Genomic DNA, 19,714 nt, shown 5'->3' on the forward strand with positions numbered 1-19,714 from the left:
AGCGAGCGGACATGCCGGTCACATGAACGTAACCGATGGCCACTCGGCGCCGCGATGATTGCGATGAACGGTCGATCCGGCGCGCCGAACGGGATTTCGGTCCGGCTGCGACCACCTGGTTCCGGCTGTTGCCCGACGACCTCGAGTAGTCCTACCGCGCTCGACGGCGGCTGCTCGCAGCACCGGATACAGAGCAATTCCGGTCAACCGGATCCCGGTCCGGCGCACTTACGGTGAAGTAATGCGCGAAACCCCTGAAGAAATGGCCGCACTGCAGACCCTGCTCGACACCTCGCTCGCGGGTGCCACGGGTCATCTGCGCTCGATCATCGCCACCGACCGCACCTTGACCGCCGAGCAGCTCACCTCGGTGCTCACCGGTATGTGCCTGCTCACTCTGTCCACCGTGACCGCCAAGGGCGAGCCGCGGGTGAGCGGTGTCGACGGGCATTTCCTCCACGGCAGGTGGTACTTCGGTACCGCGCGCAGCGCCGCCAAGGCCCGCCATCTGGCCGCCCGCCCGGCCGCGAGTGTCGCGCATATGCGCGGTGAGGGATTGGGTGTGTTCACGCACGGCACCGCCGAGACCTTGAACCCGGTGATCGGTGACCCGGATGCCGAGTGGCCGGAACTGCTCGCGTACTTCCGGGATTTCTACGGCGACGACGCGTTCGACTGGGACAACGATGTGGTGTTCTTCCGCCTGCGCCCGCACTGGACGACCGTCTACGCTCCCGATTTCGCCGAGCTCACCGCACAGTGATCGCGGGCCCCGGCCGATCGGTGCCGGCCGGGTGATGCGGTAGCCGCCCGGGTGCCGGTGTCAGGTCTGCGGGCCCGGTGCGCTCGGCCGCCGTGCGGTGGACCGCGCAGCGACCGCCTCGGCCACTTCGTCGAGCGCGGTGCGGATCATCGCGCCGTAGGTGTCGTCGGGGAGAGCGTCCAGCCGTTCCCGTGCGGCGGCGAGCCGTTCCGTGGCGGCGTCCCACGACCCCAGGCGCCGATAGTTGTCTGCCAGGTTCAGGTGCAGCGACGGGTAGAACCCCGCCACCTGAAGGTTCGCGTGATGCCGCTGCGCGCGATCGTCGGTGAGGGCATCGGCCGCGTCGAGCGCGCGGATATCCCAGGCCAGCGCCTGGGCGGGATCGTCGTAGAGATCGGCCAGGTAGTGCGCGAGAGTGCAGCGGTGCAGCGGGTCGCCGATGACGCCGATCCCGCGCCAGATCTCGAGGAGGCGTTCGCGGGCGGCGACGATATCCCCGGACCGGCCGAGTGTGACGGCCGCGGTGATCGCGTTCATGGTGGTGTCGGAGGAGCGCTGTTCGGCAGCGGTCATCTGCGGGATCCGTTCTCGTCGTCGACTACTGCGGGGTCGGCCGGCATGGCCAGGGTGGTGAGGTCGCCGTTGTCCGCGGACCGGACGACCACGGGGTCGGCCCGCCCGCCGATATCCAGGCGGACGTCGGGTCCGATGGCGGTGGCGACGGCCGGGTGCAGGATGGTGAACCCGAAGACGAGCGCGCTGTCGGGGCCGGTCACCTGCGCGGACAGTGTGGTCGGCGGTTCACCTCCGGTGCCCGCGACCGTAAGGGCGCCCGCCTCGACCGTGACGCGCAGATACCGGTCCCGCTGCTGCTCCAGTGCGCGTATCAGGTCGTGTTTGGCGACCACGGCGTGCGTGGGCGCCGCGGGTAGCGCGGCCAGCAGCCCGCGGTGGTCGGGGAACGGTTCGGCCAGCGTCCGGCAGGTGCGTACGACACCGTCGGCGGTCCGGAACCGGATGCTGTGTTCGCCGGCTTCGATATCGATCGAATGGGCGCTCCGGATCTCCGGCAGCGCCGCGCTCAGGTCGGCCCCGTCGACCGTGGCCGCCCACCCGGAAGGTCCGAGCTGTTCGGGAACCAGCGTGCGGGTGGACAGCCGGTAGCGGTCGGTGGCAGTGAGCGTGAGCGATTCGGGTGTCGCCTCGACCCGCACTCCGGCCAGCACCGGCAGTTCGGGGTCGGTGCCGGTGGCGGCGAGTATCTGCTCGACCGCCGCCGCCAGCACCGGGCCGCGGACGGTCGCCACCCGCCAGCCGGCAGGTTCGCCGAGAGCGGCCTTGACCACTTCGGCGGTCCGCCGTGCTTCCCGGGTCCGCTGGAGCAGGCCCGCCACATGGGCGTCGATGATCCCGGCCGCGGTATGCGGATCGGTCGCGAGGACACGGGCGATATCGTCGAGCGGCATATCGACGGCGCGCAGGCGGCGGATCGTCACCGCGCGTTCGAGCTGGGCGGGAGCGTAGTAGCGGTAGCCGGTGGCCGCGTCCACTCCGGCCGGTGACAGCAGACCGGAGTCGTCGTAGAAGCGCAGCGCGCTGGCCGTGATACCGCATGAACGGGCGAACGCGCCGATGGTGATCAGGTCGGATTCGGGCACGGGCCCATCATCGGGCTTCGAGCGACCTGAAGGTCAAGGCCACGCATTGTTTCGCGGCCATCGGCCCAGCGCGTCGAGCTGACCCACAGGCCGAGGTCGGCACTGTGCGCCCGATATTCGGCGAGCCGGTCGTTCGCGACGCGGAACAGATCCGTCCCGGCCGGCGGAGTGGTTCGGTGAGGCGCCGCGGCAGGGCTCGACACCGCCGCGGCGACCGGGACCAGCGAACCATGGGCAGACCCTGATTCTCCGTAGCGACGCGGTTCACTGCCCCTGATAGGTGCCGAAGCTCCAGTAGTTGCCCTCCGGGTCGGCCACGGTGAACCCGCGCGACCCGTAGTCCTCGTCTTTCAGCCCGGCGATTGTTTCCGCACCGGCCGCGGTGGCTCGCGCGTACAGCGCGTCCGGGTCGGCGCATACGACATAGATCGATTCGGTGCCCGGTGTGCGCCGCTCCGGCAGCCCACCCCCCTTGTTCGCGGTGCCGAACATGATCCCGCCGCCTTCCGGCCAGCGCATTTCGGCGTGTTCGACGATCGACGGGTCGCTTTCGCGGGCGTACAGCGCCGTCAGTTCGAAGCCGAATGCCCGGACCAGGAATTCCGCGGTGCCGCGAGCGTCGGTGAAGGCCAGGCACGGCCAGACGGCCGGCGCGGGGGTGGTGGTCGTGGTGGTGTTCTCTGTTGCGGTCATGGTTTCAGCCTGGCCCGCCGGCCATCTCCGGGTCTTGGACGGATGGAATCTCCTCGGCCAGCCACTGGGTGGGGCTGCATCCCGCCAGCCGGACGAACTCTCGGTTGAGATGCGGTTGGTCGTAGTAGCCGCAGGCGGCGGCTACCTGGGCGATCGAGACGAACGAGGGGGTGTGCAGCAGCATCTGCTTGGCCCGCTCGAACCGTGCCACCCGCCCCGCGACCTTCGGGCTCAGCCCGAATTCCGCGGTGAAACGTTTGGTGAGGTACTGGCGGCTCCATCCGATACGTTCGGCGAGCGGTTCGACGCCCAGCGTCCCGTGTGATCCCGCCACCGCCCGCCACGCCCAGCTCAGTTCCGGTCCCACCGACCGTTCGGGTACCAGCAACCGGGTGAGCACCCGGTCGCACGCCGCGAATCGTTGCGGCCAGTCCGGCTGCTCCTGGAGTTCCTCCCACAGTTGCCGTCCCGGCGCGCCGATGAGGTCGGCGAACTCGATCGAGGTACTCCACAACTCCGCCGCGGGCAGCCCGAACAGGGCCCGGCTGCCGAGCGGGGTGAGCTTTATGGCCACCCCTTCCTGGGTGCCGTTGTGCGCGATCATCGCCGGGCTGTCCTGGAGACCGCTGAGTACGCAGCGGTAGTCGTCCGGCGATTGGCGGGCGTCGGTCTGGCTGATCACATCGATGACGGGCCCGATGGCGACGATGAACGTCATATGCCGTGAGGGCAGCCCGCGATGCAGACCTGCCTCGTACCCGGTCATGCGATAGCCGATGTACCGGTCGATGAAGGCGGCCAGTGCGGGCGCCGGGTGGGCCGTCACCACCTGTGAGGTCGGCTCCATTCGTGCCACGCTACGCCGGACTGTCCGTCCGGGGCTCCGAGCGGGGCGGCAATGCATCGGGGAATCCGTGCGCCGACCTCGGAATGTGAGGCCGGTGGCGGCACCGGAAGTCGGCGACCGTCCCGGCCTTTCCACAGAACCTCCATAGACCGGGCCGACATCAGAGCAGGCCGACATTGACATGATGAGAGAAAAATGCTCTATTACTCTCACGAGTTCCGGTGCCGGGACTTCGTCGAGGGGACCACGGAATGAACAATCCGACGCAGGCCGCACACCGGCCGACGCATGTATCGCTCCTGCGCAGATACCTCCCCGACCGCCGCTTCCTGCTCACCCTGCCCCGGGCGGTCACCCTCCAGATCCTGCATCCCGCCATCGCCGCCTCGTTCACCGACCATGTGCACACCGGCCTGTGGGCGCACAAACAGCGCACCGTCGACCGCATGATCGGGCTGGCCTGTCGTGACCACCCCGACCCCGCCCGCGTCATCCGCTACGCCCACGAACACGTCAAGGGCCGCGACCATGCGGGCCACCGCTACCACGCCCTGACCCCGGAGCTTTTCCACTTCCAGCACGCCACCTATGTCGACACCCTCGTCACCGCCGTCGACACCTACGTCCGCCCCCTCACCCCCGGCACCCGCGAATGTCTCTACCAGGAATGCTGCGACTGGTACCGCAGCTACGGCATCTCCACCCGGCAGCTGCCCGGCAGCTGGCCCGAGTTCAGCGAATACTTCACCCGCACCCTCGCCACCGAACTCCACCGCACCGAAGCCGCCGACCGTCTCGCCGGCCAATCGCTGAACCCGCCGTGGTGGGCCCTCGGTTTCGTGCCCGGTTTCGCTGTGCGCGCCGTCCAGCACGAACGCGCCACCGAACTGTTCGAGATCGCCGAGCGGCCGGGCGACCGCCTGAAGTTCACTGTCTTCGCCGCGAGCCTGCGCGCAACCGCCCGCACGCACAGTACGGCCGACCGCCGGCCCACCCGGCCACCCGCGTAGACTGCTGTCCTCGTGAGTCTCACCCTCGGAATCGTCGGCCTGCCCAACGTCGGAAAATCGACGCTGTTCAACGCGCTGACCCGCAACGACGTGCTCGCCGCGAACTACCCGTTCGCGACCATCGAGCCCAACGTCGGCGTGGTTCCGCTGCCCGACCCGCGGCTGGACAAGCTCGCCGAGATCTTCGAATCCGCCCGCACCGTCCCCGCCACGGTCTCCTTCGTGGATATCGCCGGCATCGTGAAGGGCGCCTCCGAGGGTGCCGGTCTGGGCAACAAGTTCCTCGCCAACATCCGCGAAGCCGACGCCATCTGCCAGGTGGTCCGCGTCTTCGCCGACGACGACGTGGTGCACGTGGACGGCCAGGTGAACCCGGCCTCCGATATCGAGGTCATCGAAACCGAACTGATCCTCGCCGACCTGCAGACCCTCGAGAAGGCGGTCGTCCGCCTGGAGAAGGAAGCCAAGGTCAAGAAGGAGCGCAAGCCCTACGCCGATGCCGCCAAACAGGCCCAGGAGATCCTCAACGGCGGCCGGACTCTGTTCCATGCCGCGAAAGAGATCGACGGGGAACTCCTGAAGGAACTCTCGCTGCTCACCACGAAGCCGTTCCTCTACGTTTTCAACGCCGACGAATCGGTGCTCAGCGACGAAGCCAAGGTTGCCGAACTGAAAGCTTCCGTGGCCCCGGCCGATTCGGTGTTCCTGGACGCCAAGGTCGAATCCGAACTCCTCGAACTCGATGAGGAATCGGCGACGGAACTGCTGGAATCCATCGGCCAGACCGAACCCGGCCTGCACGCGCTTGCCCGGGCGGGCTTCCACACGCTCGGCCTACAGACCTACCTCACCGCCGGCCCGAAAGAGTCCCGGGCGTGGACGATCCACCAGGGCGACACCGCACCCAAGGCTGCCGGTGTCATCCACACCGACTTCGAACGCGGGTTCATCAAGGCCGAAGTGGTGGCATTCGACGACCTGGTCGAAGCGGGATCGATGGCCGCGGCGAAAGCGGCGGGCAAGGTCCGGATGGAGGGCAAGGACTACGTCATGGCAGACGGCGACGTGGTCGAGTTCCGCAGCGGATTAGCGTCTGCGAAGAAGTAGAGCAGCGCAGCTATCGCTGCTGGTACCGAGCCCTTATTGGGGCATCAGGTGGGGCTCAGTGTTGTATCGACATCGCGGTCGAGGATGCCGTCGACGTAAGGCGCGTGCATGTGTACACCCGGCGCGGCCGTGTACAGCATGGCGGGGGCTTTGGCTGCCCGAAGACCGTGTGGTGAACTAGTTTCCGCCATTCGTCGGCGGTGTATGGGTGATGTCAAAGGTGTAATCTGCACCGATGCAGGGTGATGCCCATGTCTATCAGGTCTGGCCTGTCACGCGCCCAGTCGCTCCATTGAATCGGAATTAATGGTATGGATGTAATCGACCAGTTTATCAACCAGTACGCGAGGGAATTTGACTACTATGCTGAGGTGGCGAAGATAGTCGAAGGGCGCCTTAAGAACGCACTGCATTCCGCTGGTATCAGATGCATTGTGACAAGCCGAGCAAAAAGCATCGACCGCCTGAGAGATAAATGCCTGCAGAGAAGCAAGAAGCGTGACTATTCCTCCGTCGATGTTCTGCGGGCCGATATAGCTGACCTGGCAGGTGTTCGAGTTGCCTTGTACTTTCCAGGCGAAAGAGACGAGGTAGACAGGATCATTGCCAGACTTTTCAATCAAATTGGCGACCGTAAGGAGTTTCCGGAAGAGTCAAAGATTCAGCGGGGTAACCGTTTCTCAGGTTATTCGGCGCTGCATTATCGCGTAAATATAAGACCTGATGATCTGGATGGAGATGATATTAGGCTGGCGCTGGCTCGCGTCGAAATTCAGGTCGCATCGGTTCTGATGCACGGATGGTCGGAGGTGGAACACGATCTTGTGTACAAACCCCTCAATGGCGATCTATCGGACGAGGAAATTGCTCTCTTGGACCAGCTTAATGGGCTAGTGCATGCGGGAGAGATTGCCTTGGAGCAGTTGCAGAAGGCCGAGCGTAAGCGGATTGAGGAGGGGGCGAGAGAGTTCGCAATACATTATGAACTCGCTAGCTTCCTACTCGATCATGCGCGAGACCTCGGGAAGGGAGAGGTTAGCGAGACAGAACTCGGTCCCGTTGATATCTTGTTCCGATTCGTCAAGATCTTGGGGATTGCTACACCTAACGATCTCAAGCCTTATCTGGCGAAAGTTCACGAGCGTTTCGATGAGGGTCCCCTGGCTGCGCAGGTTATCAGTAAAATTTTGAATGAGGATCCGGAAAATCGGATAGAACCGCTCAGGAAGGCAGATGCGCTACTTCGGAGTCAGAATGGCAGCGAACGGCTCCACCTCTTGGGCAAGTTCGTCAGGGAATGGACCAAGCTAGAGCAATTGCTCCTCGATATTGCGCCAGGATCAAGAAACCCAACTTATGCGATTAAAGCACTTGACTCTAGCGGAAAGATAAGTCCAGAGCTGGCTGCTGAGATACGACATCTCAGGAATATGAGAAACAGCATAGTGCACGCTTCATCTGATCCTGATCCCCAGGTATTGGCGACCCAACTAGATCGGTTGGGGAAAGTGTCATTGACTATCTCGCAGCTGGCATAGGGGAGCGCCCCGCGAAGGATCCAGAGAGATGGCGTCTGTTCGAAAGCTGGCAAACGATGCTTGGTGTCGAATAGCCGATAGTTGCTCAGGCTGTGGGCATCACCGGCGAGGGGTTTGCCGTTGCTGGTGTTCATAGGGCTGTCTACTGCATGTATCTGCGTCGACTGGAGCGCCTCGAACACGCGTGTCCGCCTGTGGTGCAGTGGGATGCCGGTGGCCGCAGGCAGGATTCGGATGTGGATGCGGGCTCCGGCCTCGGCTCAGGTGGGCAAAGTGGGACGAAATATTAAGCTGGTGTGGTAGTTTAACCGGGGCAACAAAAGTTTGCGGGGTGGAGGGGCTATGTTCAGCAACGGCGAGCCGTCGGGATGGGCAGTTGAGCAGTTCGGCTCGGCCGCGCCGGAAGTCGCTAGGTGTGTCGTCCGGGGTTTGAAGAACGGCCAGCGGAGTGCCCGGGCTGTGCAGGCTGCAGCTCGTGCAGAGGGGGCTACCGACAACTACGCCTACGGAAGCATGTGGAACGCCCGTTATCAACAGGTCGTGGATGAGTTCGGGCTAGCAGAATTGCCTGGCTATGAGGTTATCAAGCCCAAAGGTGCTTCCTATCGGCTTGCTGTGGTGAATGGTCGTGTGCTGATTCCTTTTCGCCACGCCACGTCTATGACCAAGCCGATCCGCCAAGCTAAGCTCGGTAGTTTGATCCCGCGCCGGATGGCCCGCGAGAGTGGCGTGCTCCCTGAACGTACGCTTTTCGACCTGCTCGATGATCAGCCGATCGTTGCCGAAGAAGGAGACCGTTCGCCGACAGTGCGTGAGGTGGCTGCGGAGGCAAGAGCCCTGGACCTGCATGTGGTCTACATTGGTTACGTCGCTAACGCCGACAGTGAGGATGTCCAGGCTGCCTGGTGGGGCACTCCGGTCTCGCTCGAAGACGATGGCACCATGGTGTGGTTTCCTGAGTCGCTGGACCTGAGTATTGACAACGAGGACATCAGCGATGGGGCCACGACCGCGGGCCTGCGCATTGCGGGTACAACACACGATGTGCCGGGCTTTGCCCACGGGCCGGAGCCCGACCTCGACATCACCCCGAAGCCTCGCGTGGACGAAACCCCCTCGTCCGAGGTAGAGCCCAATACTCCCGAGGTAGTTGCTAAAGACGATGAATAACGAGGAGAACGAGTATCTGCCTTCTCCCACTTCAGCAGGTCGTGACGGAAAGGACAGCCGCCCCGGTGGTGCGGCTATCCGACCGACTCCGGCTACTGTGAATCAGGCGTTTGACCCGTTGCGTCTAACCCAGGCACGTCACCTGGCCGGCCGAACGAAGAAGCGGCTGGCCGAGGAGTTAGGGGTGACTCCCGCCGCCGTCAGCCAGTACGAGATAGGTGCCAGCAAACCTCGCCCCGAGGCGCTTCGACGCCTGGCTGAGGCGCTTGATGTTCCGCTCGACTTCTTCCTGGCCGGTCGCCCCCACAGTCGCTTGGATCCGTCTGCAGCGCATTTTCGCAGCTTGCGCAGTACCCGCTCGTACCAACGGGCCAAAGCGGTGGCATTGACTGAGCAGGTGTGGGAACTGGTATATGCGCTAGAGAAACGCGTCCAGCTTCCCGCGGTCGAGTTGCCCGGCTTCGCAGGCGGGGAAGTAGAATCGGGAAATGCGCTGCCGCGCGAGCCCGTGGCGGCAGCTAGAGCCCTCCGCATTGCATGGGGTTTGGGAACGGGGCCCGTAACCCATCTGGTGCGGCAACTGGAAGTCCGTGGGATCGTCGTAGTTACCCCGTCTCGCGACGAGGATCTCCGGGCGGTTGACGCCTTCTCGACCTCGCGGCTGCCGCGCCCGGTGATCGTGCTGACGCCAAACCGGACTGACGACGTCTACCGTCATCGTTTTACTGCCGCCCACGAACTGGGACACTTGGTTTTGCATGGTGACTCCACGCCCGGCAACACAGCCGAGGAGCGCGAGGCAGATGTTTTTGCCGCAGAATTCCTCACTCCTCGGGACTCGATCGCAGCTGAGCTACCCAGCCGGGCCGACCTCCAGAAGTTGTCGGCATTGAGAGAGGTATGGGGCGTATCGGTGCATTCCTTGGTGTATCGGTGCCGGGAGCTTGGACTGCTCTCGGACTCCTCGGCCAGTCGGGCCTATATCCGCTTGCGCGAACTCGCAGATACTCCTGGATTTGGCCTGCCCGAATCATTGTCGGGCTTCCCGGGCGAACAACCAGCCCTGCTCGCCAAAGCGTTTTCAATGGCCAGCGAGCACGGATTGAGCGTCGCCGAGCTGGCACGGGAGCTCGCGTGGGACATGGCTACGGTGAGACAGATGCTCGGGATGCAACAGCAGCGCCCTGTCCTCCGTCTGGTGACCCCGCCTTCACCTGAACTGGGTGCGACGAAGCGCAAGCCAGCGGAATCAAATGCGTAGTCCTCGGCTCATGGCAAAGACTCGACCAGGCCGGAGATGAACTCTTGGGTGGCAGGGTCGACAGCGTAGAGAACGACCCCCCTCATACCGCGGGTCAGGAGGACCTTGTACGTATTGCGGATGAGGATGTCGAAGTCCTCGTCGAAGAGCTGTTTGCTCCGGAGCTTCTTGTCCTTGTTGGCGCCCCGGCGGACTACGAGGTTTTGGTCTTCTACTCCGATTTCGGGCCCGAGTATTACACCTGCCCAATCGAACTCGAAGCCCTGAGCCGTGTAGATGCACCCGACCTGCTCGAATCCGCGGGGGTCGTGCGCCCATAACCAACTTGGAGGCGGATCGTTCGGCCCACCGACATTCTCACTTGCGTAGTTCCATGGCTTGGACCAGCCGTCGATCTTGATGTCATGTGCGAGCGATCCGTCGTTCTCCGGCTCGGGGGTCCAATCCCAGCAGTAGCCGGCGGTGATCCTCGCCGTGACCGACGAGGTGATCTTCGAACGTAGGAAGTCCTCCATTTGCTGCGGCGAGTCTGCCACGCGGACTGTGAAGTCTTCTTCATCCTTCCACGGCATCGGACCGAATGCCCGCAGACCCAGCAGGTTCAGCACCCACTCGTCGTATGCCGCACTACCGCCACAGCGGAATTGACCGTCGAGATTGATTTGAAAGACTGGCAGTCCAGCTCGGGCAGCGTGATCTCGGATGTGGTCGATAGTCCCGACCTCGTCCGGGCGGACAACTTGGTTCTCGTCCAACAGGAAAACCGGCACCCGTGCGGCTTCAATGAGTTCATCTACCTGGGGCCGCTTGGTCCTCAGTGCACTACGGGTGTAGCGGTCAGTGGATACTCGCCGGATCCGGTGCGCTTCATCGCAGATGACCACGTCCAACCACTCGTCCTGCTCTGTTGTCAGGTTCCTGTAGTAGGTGATCAGTTTCTTTAGTTCAGGCTCTTGTTTGCCGTAGATTCGTCGCATCGTCCTCGTGATGGCTTCCGATCCTGTGGCATACCGAACCCGCCGGCCGTCTGCCCGGAGTCGCTGCAACAGCGCCATGCCTATCAGACTTTTGCCACTGCCGGGCCCGCCGGTGACGAGCACGATGCTCTTCTGCTTTCCCTTGCGTGAGTGCGCTATCCGGTTCATTACGGCCTCGAAGGCCAGGCGCTGGTTGTTGACCAGCTGCTCATCGGCAATGCGCAGGTCTGCGGTCTTCGAGTTGAGGAGTGTTGTTCTGGTGCGGATCTCGCTGTCGAGCAGCCGGTCGCCGGGAGAGCTGTCCGGGGTTGTCGCGAGCCGCGCACGGAGGTAGTCCACAAACTCGTCGTGTTGGTCGCCTGTGTACAAGCTTCCGAGCTGATCGGGATCGAGCTGGAACAGCGGTTCGACGAATCGCTTCTCGGCGTTGTGCAGATACGCCACCCCGTGCAGGGCTGCAGGGCGATCGTGCAGAACAACGACGTCACGGCGAAGATATTTGCAGTAGCCGCGTACCTGCTCGATGGGATGGAGCTGGTCCCCGCGTGTGTGTAGCGTCCATACGACCCGGTCACTGCTCCACCCTAGTTCGGCGTGGGTCCACTGTTTCAGCTCCACCACGACATAGCTGTCGGCTCCGGTCGTGGGATGAACGCCGGCGAGCAGTACATCGATACGCTGGCTCGAGCCCGGGAGCGAGCACTCGATGAGCATGTCGATCTCGTTCAGTCCCGCTCGGACAAGGAGTTTGGCGAGGGCCGGAAGGCTGGCCTCCCAAGACCGGCGTTCCGGCGGGCTGCCCTTCTTCCCTGCTTTCTCGGTGATTGTTGCGGCGAGCTCCCCCTTCCGAGACAGAGCCAGCACTTCGCGCGCGGTCGACCGGAACGATCTGAGCTTCACAATGCCCCCACTTCCCAAACCTTCTGCAAGCCGGCGACACCCATGACCCGAGCTCCGCCGTGCGCTGAGATCATCAAGATGCTAGCGCGCCGCGATCGGGGCTCGGCAAGAGCTGAGCAGCGCTCTGTCCAGATCGGTGTCCCACCGTCGCTCCTCGCGGAATTCGTCCGTATGTGGCCTCCGCGGTGGACGACGATCGCCACCTGCTACAACCAGCGAATGGCGATCGAGAGACTGCAGCGGATGGTTGCCGACTTCGTGTCGGAAAGAGGATGGGGTGTTTTTCATACCCCCAAGAACCTCATCATGGCGCTGACCGGTGAGATCGGAGAGCTGGCCGAACTCTTCCAGTGGTTGACCGACGACCAGAGCCGAGCGCTCATGGGCGATGCGTCTCGTCGCGTTCGAGTCGAGGAGGAGGTCGCCGATGTCCTCATCTACCTGTTACGACTTGCGGATGTGCTACAAATCGACCTCGCTGCCGCGGTCGAGGCGAAGCTGTTGACGAACGCCGAGCGCTATCCGATCCAGCAGGCCTACGGCCGTGCGGTCAAGTACTCGGAACTTGACCACGACGGCTAGGTTGGTCCGCTACGGTATGCGAAAGTGTCTCGATGCTAGGTAACCTCTCCATCGGGCCAGGTCGACGTTGTCTGAAGACGTTGCTCCTGGCCTGACGACAGGGTCGAGTTCCGCTTCAACGTGTAAGTCGAGTTCCCGCGGTTCAGCGTCTGGAAAGAAGTAGGTTACGAGCCGGATCCCACCCTGGTGAGGATCGGTCGCACGGGCGTTCCTCACGGAGCAGCAGCACGCCGGTGGCGGAAACCGGAGCGGCGGTCAGGCCGTGGACACCGATTGCGGTGACGGTGGATCCGCGGCGGAGCAGGATGGTGAGCATGGCACCGGCCGGAACGAGAGCGATTGTCACTGGGCGACGACGAAGGCGCGGCGTCGGCGGCCGATGACAGGGCCGGGATGATCAGGCCGGTGACGATGTCACGCACCGCCTTTGACGTTGCCGAAACCAGCCGCTCGGCCACGCGATCGGTCCGGCAGCCCGAATTGCCGGCCCAGCGTCTCCGGGGCGACCGGGTAGCCGCCGACTGGTGGCAACCGCCCTGCGCCGGTGAGGAACTCCCGCACTCGCCCCTTGAACGCGGCGGAAGGGATGTACTGGGGCGCAGTGCACAGTCGGTCGCTGTCGGCTGTGCCCATCCCTGCCGGTTCGGTCAGGGGCAGGTCGTGCGCTGAGGCTATTCGGCTTCGGGATGGGAGCCGAGCCGTGATCAGGTCGTTCGAAGTGCAGATAGTGGATGTCACGGGGGCGAGTACCGCTTCGACGTGCAGCGCGTGCGAAGAAGTGGGTTGCGTGGCCCACTCGACTCGATCGGTCGGCGGGGCGCCGTGGATTCATTGTTACGACCACCGATCAGAGGATGCTCAGTGCGAGGCCGAGGGTGCCGAATATCGCCAGGATCGAGGTCACACCGACGTGCATTCCGATGGACAGCCGGATGTCCTTGTGCCGCCACGCGGACCAGTACCCCGGGAAGGTGAAGACCACCCTCGACAGGAACGCCCAGGGCGACCAGAAGTGATACAGCGAGAACAGGACCGTGTTGACCACCGGCGCCCATCGGCCGAGGTGGGTGATGCGGGGCAGCAGGAAGCCGCGGAAGTACAGCTCCTCGATGAGCGGGAGGGCGATTCCGGTGAGCGGCAGGCAGATCAGCATCGTGGTGAGCATGATCGAGTGTGGATATCCGTCGAGGTACGAGTTGTTGCCGTTATCGCTGGTACCCGCGTACGGGAGCCAGGTGAAGAAGGTCTTGAAAAAGGTGTTCACCGGTGCCAGCGCGAAGCTCAGCAGTGTCATCCACACGATCAGTGGGATGATCATGGCCACGAGTTTCCCGCGCGGGAGTGGTTTATCGGTGTAATGCAGTACGCCGCGCAGCGAGACCCGGCCGTTACGGGCGTGCCCGAGCCACAGCAGTCCCGCCAGGGTCGGTATCAGGATCAGGCAGAGGGCGATTGCCCAGCCCAGGAAAGCCGGATATCCGACGGCATTCGCGAGTGGTTCGCCGATGAGCAGATAGGCGGCGACGATCAGCGCGCCGGGGACGAGGTGCAACAGGACCGAAAGCGGCAGGGGGTGGCTGTCGTTCAGCAGCCGTTCGGCTGTTCGGTTCGATCGCGTGCCTACCGAGGTGGGCACGGCCGGACTCCCTGTACTGGTTGGTGAGTGGCCGGGTGAGACGGTGTTCATGTGGTGACCTCCATATCGGCGCTGCGGCTCGCGACCGAGTCGGCGGTGCGGCCACGGATGAGCAGTAGGGCCAGCGCGGCTCCTACCAGTGAGACGCCGAGTCCAGCGAAGGAGGTGAGGGACATGGCGTGCGTGAACGCGGTGCGTGCGGACTCCGCCAGCCCTTCGTCGGCGGTGCGGGCGGCCTCCGCGAGGGCGTCCGCGACGGAACTGCGGGCTTGTTCGGACACCGTCGCGGGCATAGCACCGGTGAATGCTCCGGCCAGCACACTGCCCAGGATGGCGATTCCGAGTGCGGCGCCGGTCTGTTGGACGGTGTCGTTGAGTGCCGAGCCGACCCCTGCGTGTTCGTGGGGGACCGTGCCCATCAGGGCGGCGACGGCGGCGGGCTGCGCCAGTCCCGCCCCGAGGCCCAGGGCGACCAGCGCGGTCGCCAGGGTGGGGTAGCCGTCGCCGGGTGAGATTGTGGCCAGGAGTCCGAATCCCGCCGCGACGACGGCAATTCCGACGGACACCAGGGTGCGGTTGCCCATCTCGGCGCCGAGTGCGCCGCCGATGCTGTTGCCGACGATGGCGGCGACGGCCATCGGGGCGATGGCCATGCCGGCCGCGGTCGGCGAGTAGTCCAGCACGAACTGCAGGAACTGCGGGATCGCCAGCAGCAGCCCCGCCGAGCCGATCCGCACCAGCAGCAGGGCCAGGCTGCCTCCGGTGAAGTTGCGATCGCGGAACAGGCCCATCGGTACCATCGGGAACGGCGTGCGCAGTTCCCAGACGACGAAACCGGCCAGAGCACTCAGGCCCACAGCGAGGGCGGCCAGGACCACGGGATCGGTCGCGCCGTAGCGCGGCAGTTCGATGATCGCCCAGACCAGGGCGGCCATGCCGATCGTGGACAGGACCACACCGAGCGGGTCGGACCGCCGCCAGGGGGCGCGGGACTCGGGCATCCAGCGGGCGGCGGCGTAGATCGCGATAACGGTGATCGGGATGTTGATCAAAAATACCGAACCCCACCAGAACCGGGTGATCAGCGCGCCGCCCAGGATCGGGCCGCCGATCAGGCCGATCATGAGCGCCGAGCTCCAGGTTGCGGTGGCCCGGCGTCGCTCCTCGTCGTCGTCGAAGACGGTGATCAGGATCGACAGTGTGCTGGGCATCACCAGCGCACCGCCGATGCCCATCAGGATTCGGCCCACGATGAGCAGCCACGGAGTCGCCGCGAAAGCGGTCAGGCCCGAGGCCGTTCCGAAGACCACCAAGCCGATGATCATGATGCGGCGGCGACCGTATCGGTCCGACAGGCTGCCGGCCGTCAGCAGCAGTCCCGCGAAGACCAGGATGTAGGACGCGGTGATCCACTGGATGTCCTGGGCGGTCGCGCCGAGATCGGTGGTGAGCGACGGGATCGCTACCGCCAGCACCCCGTTGTCGATCACCAGCACCATCGTGCACAGGCACAGCACTGCCAGGATCAGTCGGCGCCGGGGATGCCGTTGCGTGCCGGCGGGATTCGTCACAGCTCAGCTCTCCTGCTGCTCGAGGAGGGCGACGATCTCACGGACCGCGTCGGCGACAGCGGGGGAATCCTTACGCAGGATCTTGCCGTGGTCACTGGCGACTCTCGCGCTGACCTTCAGGTTCGGGTTCCGCTCCAGATACGGGTCGAGGGTGCGGCGCATCTGCTCCAGCTCACCGCCCTTGTCGTAGACCGTGTCGGCCGAGGCGGCCACATAGCGGACCGGGCGGCTCATGGTGTCGAGGATGGGACCGAGGGCGGCGTGCAGCGCATGGGACTCGATCTGGATCTCGGCATGCTGGTCGGCGCTCATCCGCGCGGCAAGGCCCATCGGGGCGACCAGCGGCAGCAGCAACCGCATGCGGCGAAACGTCTTGCGGAGCCGTTCCCGGCCGGCCTCGTCGGTCCAGCCGGACGGGTACGGGCCGTCCACCCCGACCACACCGAGGGCCCGGTCCGGGTGGCGGTCGGCCCAGTGCACCCCTAGCAGCGCGCCGTAGGACCAGCCCACCAGCAGCGGCTGATCCACTCCCCGCGCCGTGAGGACCGCGTCGATATCGCGCAGGCACGCCTCGAAGGAATAGTCCTCGGATCGCTTCGACTTTCCGCGGGCGCGTTCGTCGAAGGTGATGTGCCGGTAGCCGGGACCGAGGTCGTCGATCACCCGCTGCCAGTGCCGCTGGCCGGCATAGGAGCCGTTGAGGTAGACGATCGGGCGGCCGGAGCCGCCGGTGTCGCTCACGGCCAGCGCGGTGTCCTCGATGGGCACCATGCCGGTCCAGGTCGAGTCGGCCGAGTGCGGAGTGAAGTTGCCCGACATTGTGTTCCTTTCGGTGATGCGCCGGGGGAGGTTGGTGTCTTCCCGGCCTGTGCTGTTGTGCGGTTTACTTTCGCCGGGTCGGCTGTCACGGCCCTGACACCGCCCTGACATGGCCGCTGATACGGCTGGGGCGTGGTTCGATCGGGACTCACCGGTGCTGTGGCTGGGCCGGATGAGGATCCGGTGTAGTCCGTATCGGATGCCCTCCGCCCGACGGTGCCGCCGTGTCGCCGGTGGCCGCGGGTGCTCCGGGCTGGGGCTGTGGAGACTCGACCGGCACTGTCCGGAATTCGGACGGGGCCGATCGTTCGTATTGCCGACGCCGCGCATACCGGCCGGTTCGGTCAGTGTGCTCCGCGGCGCGGGCGTGTGTTTCGGCGCGGACACCGGGCCTGGACGGGCCTACTTTCGTGATGGCGAGGTAACGCCGCCACGGCGGCAGTTCGCCGGGATCGCATCGTGGATGTATTGCGATGGTCCCGGAGTCGGGCCGACGCAGTCGAGTCCGAGTCTGCGATCGGTGCGGTGTTCCTCGGCCGGTGCTCGGTACGGTCGGCGATCAGTGGTGTCGGTCAGAGGCGGGTCGCGGTGTGGACGAGGTCGGCGACGGCTTTGGATCTGCTGTGTGGTGGCCAGGCGATGACGGTCGTGACGGCCGGGGCGTCCGGCACGGGCACGACGGCATGATCGTCGCGTAGCTGGGTTCGCAGCGATTCGGGGACGACCGCGCAGGCCAGTCCGAGGGCGATCAGTTGGAACAGTTGGGTGTGGTCGCGCACCCGCGGGCCGGGGCCGTCCGGATAGCTGCCGTCCCGTCCGGGCCAGCGCGGCCGGGGCAGCTTCGTCAGGGTGTCGATCTCGGCCGACGTCAGATGCGTCCGGCCGGCGAGCGGATGACCTGCGGGCAGGACCACGACCTGCTGTTCGGTGTGCAGGTCCTCGGTGTCGAATCCGGCCGTCGTGTCGTAGGGCCGGTGGAGCAGAGCGACGTCGGCATGCCCGTTGCGCAGCAGATTTTCCGCCCGGCCCGGCCCGCACAGCATCACCTCGACTGCCACGGCGCCCGGTTCGGCGGCGTAGGCGTGCAGCAGCTTCGACAACAGTTCACTGGACGCCCCGGCCTTGGTGGCCAGCACCACCCGGGGCTGGTCGGCTGCGGCACGGCGGGTTCGCCGCTCCGCGGCTTCCACCGCGTCGAGCGCGGTCCGGGCCTCGCGCAGCAGTACCGAACCGGCTTCGGTCAACGTGATAGCGCGAGCGGTGCGGTGCAACAACACGACTCCGAGTCGCCGTTCGAGCTGCTGGATGGCTCGCGACAGTGGTGGTTGGGCGATCGCGAGCCGTTGTGCCGCCCGCCCGAAGTGCAACTCCTCGGCGACGGCGACGAAGTATCGCATCTCCCGCGTCTCCACCAGGTGATGGTATCCAGCGATGACCACGGCCGATACCCGTGCGGTATCGCCGACCACTCGATCGGTCTTGGACGCCGCGCCCGGCACCGCAGCAGGATCGGCAATATGAGTGAACAGACGATTGCGCTGGTGACCGGCGCGAACAAGGGAATCGGATTCGAGATCGCCGCCGGCCTGGGCGCGCTCGGCTGGCGAATCGGTGTGGGCGCGCGTGATCGGCAACGCCGCGACACCGCGGTGGAGAAACTGCGCGCGGCCGGGATCGATGCGTTCGGTGTGCCGCTCGACGTAGCCGACGACGCAAGTGTGGCCGCGGCCGCCGAATTGATCGCCGACCGCGTCGGCGGGCTCGATGTTCTGGTCAACAATGCCGCGATCACCGGCGGTCTGCCGCAGAGACCCACCACGGTGGATCCCGCGACCGTGCGAATCGTCGTGGAAACCAATGTGATCGGGGTCGTCCGGGTCACGAACGCGATGCTGCCGATGCTGCGCGCCTCGGCCGCACCGCGAATCGTCAACATGTCCAGCAGCGTCGGCTCGCTCGCCCTGCAAACCACGCCCGGCATCGATATGGGCCCGGTTCCCGCCGTCTACGCGGCCTCGAAGACCTTCCTCAACGCCCTCACCGTCCAGTATGTGAAGGAACTGGGTGATACCGACATCTTGATCAACTCCGGCTGTCCCGGTTTCACCGCCACCGATCTCAACGGTTTTCGCGGCGTGCGTACACCACACCAGGGGGCGGCCATCGCGATTCGCCTCGCGACCCTGCGCGACGACGGTCCGACCGGCGGATTCTTCGACGATGCCGGAGCGGTGCCCTGGTGACGGCCGCACCGGTGGCCGGAGTGCTGACCGGATTGATCGCCGAAGTGATTGCAGATAAAGATCACCTTCGCTAGGGTGTGAGTGATTTCATTTTGCAATCACATGCATTGGAGCCGTTATGTCCCGCACGCGAGTCCACAACCTCTTCGTCTCCTCGGACGGGTACGCCGCCGGTGATCACGTGACGCTGGAAGCGCCGATAGGCGGAGCCGGGGCGCTCTTCGGCAAGTTCGACGGACGCGTCATCCACGGCATTCACGGAATCGACGAACCGGTGACCGTGGACCGCGCCATGTTCAGCATGTGGGGCCAGGGCATCGGGGCGGAGATCATGGGCCGCCGCAAGTTCGGCCCGCAGGCGGGCGAATGGCCCGACGACGGTTGGCAGGGCTGGTGGGGAGATGCGCCGCCGTTCCTCACACCGGTCTTCGTGCTCACCCATTACCCGCGCGAAACGCTCGAGTTCGGCAACGGCACCAGTTTTCACTTCGTGGATGCCTCGCCGCAGGAGGCGCTTCGCTTGGCGCAAGACGCGGCCGGCGGGTTGGACGTCCGGATCGGCGGCGGCCCGTCCACCGTAAGCGAGTTCCTCCAGGCCGATCTCATCGATTTCCTGCACGTGTCGATCATCCCGATCGTGCTCGGAGCCGGTGTTCGGATCTGGGATCACCTCACCGGCCTGGAAGAGCGATTCAGTGTCGAGTCCATCAGCACATCCAGCGGTCTGACGCATCAGCTGTGGAACAGGAACCGCGGCGAGTGAGAGTGCGTGGGGTGGCCGGCCCCGCCCACACCTCACCCCGGTCTCGGCCGTGGAATTCCTCGACATTGTCGGCCGGGCGGTCCTAGAGAGTGTCCTCAAAGCCAGATGAGCAGGGTGGCCAGGTCGAGCATCCCGCGGTAGGACGTGGCGGTCTTGTCGTAACGGGTGGCGATCGC

The 19,714-nt window shown here is 65.0% G+C and carries 18 protein-coding genes; 9 read left to right on the plus strand and 9 right to left on the minus strand.

What is annotated here, in order from left to right; genetic code table 11:
* Positions 1–241 precede the first annotated feature (241 nt).
* Positions 242–763 carry a pyridoxamine 5'-phosphate oxidase family protein gene (locus ACWCPQ_RS30555; RefSeq protein WP_449905322.1) on the plus strand — a complete coding sequence of 174 codons (522 nt, stop codon included), beginning with the start codon at positions 242–244 and terminating at the stop codon, positions 761–763.
* 60 nt (positions 764–823) lie between these two features.
* Here ACWCPQ_RS30555 and ACWCPQ_RS30560 read toward each other — a convergent pair whose 3' ends face one another.
* The 4 genes from ACWCPQ_RS30560 to ACWCPQ_RS30575 form a co-directional block, all read right to left on the minus strand.
* Positions 824–1,336 (minus strand): hypothetical protein, encoded by a 513-nt coding sequence (locus ACWCPQ_RS30560; RefSeq protein WP_449905324.1) that lies wholly within the window; start codon positions 1,334–1,336, stop codon positions 824–826.
* A complete protein-coding gene (locus ACWCPQ_RS30565) occupies positions 1,333–2,421 on the minus strand; it encodes a DNA polymerase III subunit beta family protein (RefSeq protein WP_449905326.1) in 1,089 nt (362 codons plus the stop codon). The genes ACWCPQ_RS30560 and ACWCPQ_RS30565 overlap by 4 nt, the downstream gene beginning before the upstream one ends.
* A 264-nt stretch (positions 2,422–2,685) precedes the next feature.
* Positions 2,686–3,114 (minus strand): VOC family protein, encoded by a 429-nt coding sequence (locus ACWCPQ_RS30570; protein ID WP_449905328.1) that lies wholly within the window; start codon positions 3,112–3,114, stop codon positions 2,686–2,688.
* A gap of 4 nt (positions 3,115–3,118) precedes the next feature.
* On the minus strand, positions 3,119–3,961 hold the full coding sequence (locus ACWCPQ_RS30575) for a helix-turn-helix domain-containing protein (protein ID WP_449905330.1): 843 nt from the start codon (positions 3,959–3,961) through the stop codon (positions 3,119–3,121).
* 251 nt (positions 3,962–4,212) lie between these two features.
* Between ACWCPQ_RS30575 and ACWCPQ_RS30580 the strand changes: the two genes are divergently transcribed.
* From ACWCPQ_RS30580 to ACWCPQ_RS30600, 5 genes are all read left to right on the plus strand, one after another.
* Positions 4,213–4,971, plus strand: coding sequence for an oxygenase MpaB family protein (locus tag ACWCPQ_RS30580; protein ID WP_449905332.1), 759 nt, complete (start codon positions 4,213–4,215; stop codon positions 4,969–4,971).
* Between the two features lie 12 nt (positions 4,972–4,983).
* A complete protein-coding gene (gene ychF / locus ACWCPQ_RS30585) occupies positions 4,984–6,078 on the plus strand; it encodes a redox-regulated ATPase YchF (RefSeq protein WP_449905334.1) in 1,095 nt (364 codons plus the stop codon).
* Between the two features lie 311 nt (positions 6,079–6,389).
* Positions 6,390–7,616, plus strand: coding sequence for a GTP pyrophosphokinase (locus ACWCPQ_RS30590; RefSeq protein ID WP_449905336.1), 1,227 nt, complete (start codon positions 6,390–6,392; stop codon positions 7,614–7,616).
* Positions 7,617–7,958: 342 nt separating this feature from the next.
* The gene (locus tag ACWCPQ_RS30595; RefSeq protein ID WP_449905338.1) at positions 7,959–8,786 is read left to right on the plus strand and encodes a hypothetical protein; all 828 of its coding nucleotides are present in this window, start codon (positions 7,959–7,961) and stop codon (positions 8,784–8,786) included.
* Positions 8,779–10,047: a helix-turn-helix domain-containing protein gene (locus ACWCPQ_RS30600; protein ID WP_449905340.1), complete on the plus strand. Its 1,269-nt coding sequence runs from the start codon at positions 8,779–8,781 to the stop codon at positions 10,045–10,047. Before ACWCPQ_RS30595 ends, ACWCPQ_RS30600 begins: the two co-directional genes overlap by 8 nt.
* Positions 10,048–10,055: 8 nt before the next feature.
* On the opposite strand, the gene ACWCPQ_RS30605 is transcribed toward ACWCPQ_RS30600, so the two are convergent.
* Positions 10,056–11,924 carry a DNA/RNA helicase domain-containing protein gene (locus ACWCPQ_RS30605; RefSeq protein WP_449905342.1) on the minus strand — a complete coding sequence of 623 codons (1,869 nt, stop codon included), beginning with the start codon at positions 11,922–11,924 and terminating at the stop codon, positions 10,056–10,058.
* Positions 11,925–12,143: 219 nt separating this feature from the next.
* Between ACWCPQ_RS30605 and ACWCPQ_RS30610 the strand changes: the two genes are divergently transcribed.
* Entirely contained in the window at positions 12,144–12,506 is a 363-nt protein-coding gene (locus ACWCPQ_RS30610; protein ID WP_449905344.1) for a nucleotide pyrophosphohydrolase, read from the plus strand.
* 847 nt (positions 12,507–13,353) lie between these two features.
* Here the strand turns inward: ACWCPQ_RS30610 and ACWCPQ_RS30615 are convergent.
* From ACWCPQ_RS30615 to ACWCPQ_RS30630, 4 genes are all read right to left on the minus strand, one after another.
* The gene (locus ACWCPQ_RS30615) at positions 13,354–14,142 is read right to left on the minus strand and encodes a CPBP family intramembrane glutamic endopeptidase (protein ID WP_449905346.1); all 789 of its coding nucleotides are present in this window, start codon (positions 14,140–14,142) and stop codon (positions 13,354–13,356) included.
* Positions 14,143–14,189: 47 nt separating this feature from the next.
* Positions 14,190–15,713, minus strand: a complete 1,524-nt coding sequence (locus tag ACWCPQ_RS30620) for an MFS transporter (protein WP_449905348.1) — start codon at positions 15,711–15,713, stop codon at positions 14,190–14,192.
* A gap of 3 nt (positions 15,714–15,716) precedes the next feature.
* Positions 15,717–16,532 (minus strand): alpha/beta fold hydrolase, encoded by an 816-nt coding sequence (locus tag ACWCPQ_RS30625; protein ID WP_449905350.1) that lies wholly within the window; start codon positions 16,530–16,532, stop codon positions 15,717–15,719.
* A gap of 572 nt (positions 16,533–17,104) precedes the next feature.
* Entirely contained in the window at positions 17,105–18,031 is a 927-nt protein-coding gene (locus ACWCPQ_RS30630) for a LysR family transcriptional regulator (protein ID WP_449905352.1), read from the minus strand.
* An 18-nt stretch (positions 18,032–18,049) separates the two neighbouring features.
* Between ACWCPQ_RS30630 and ACWCPQ_RS30635 the strand changes: the two genes are divergently transcribed.
* Both ACWCPQ_RS30635 and ACWCPQ_RS30640 read left to right on the plus strand, forming a co-directional pair.
* Positions 18,050–18,775 carry an SDR family NAD(P)-dependent oxidoreductase gene (locus ACWCPQ_RS30635; protein ID WP_449905354.1) on the plus strand — a complete coding sequence of 242 codons (726 nt, stop codon included), beginning with the start codon at positions 18,050–18,052 and terminating at the stop codon, positions 18,773–18,775.
* Positions 18,776–18,893: 118 nt separating this feature from the next.
* Entirely contained in the window at positions 18,894–19,538 is a 645-nt protein-coding gene (locus ACWCPQ_RS30640; RefSeq protein ID WP_449905356.1) for a dihydrofolate reductase family protein, read from the plus strand.
* Positions 19,539–19,714: the final 176 nt, after the last annotated feature.

The organism is Nocardia sp. NPDC001965, from assembly GCF_053594175.1.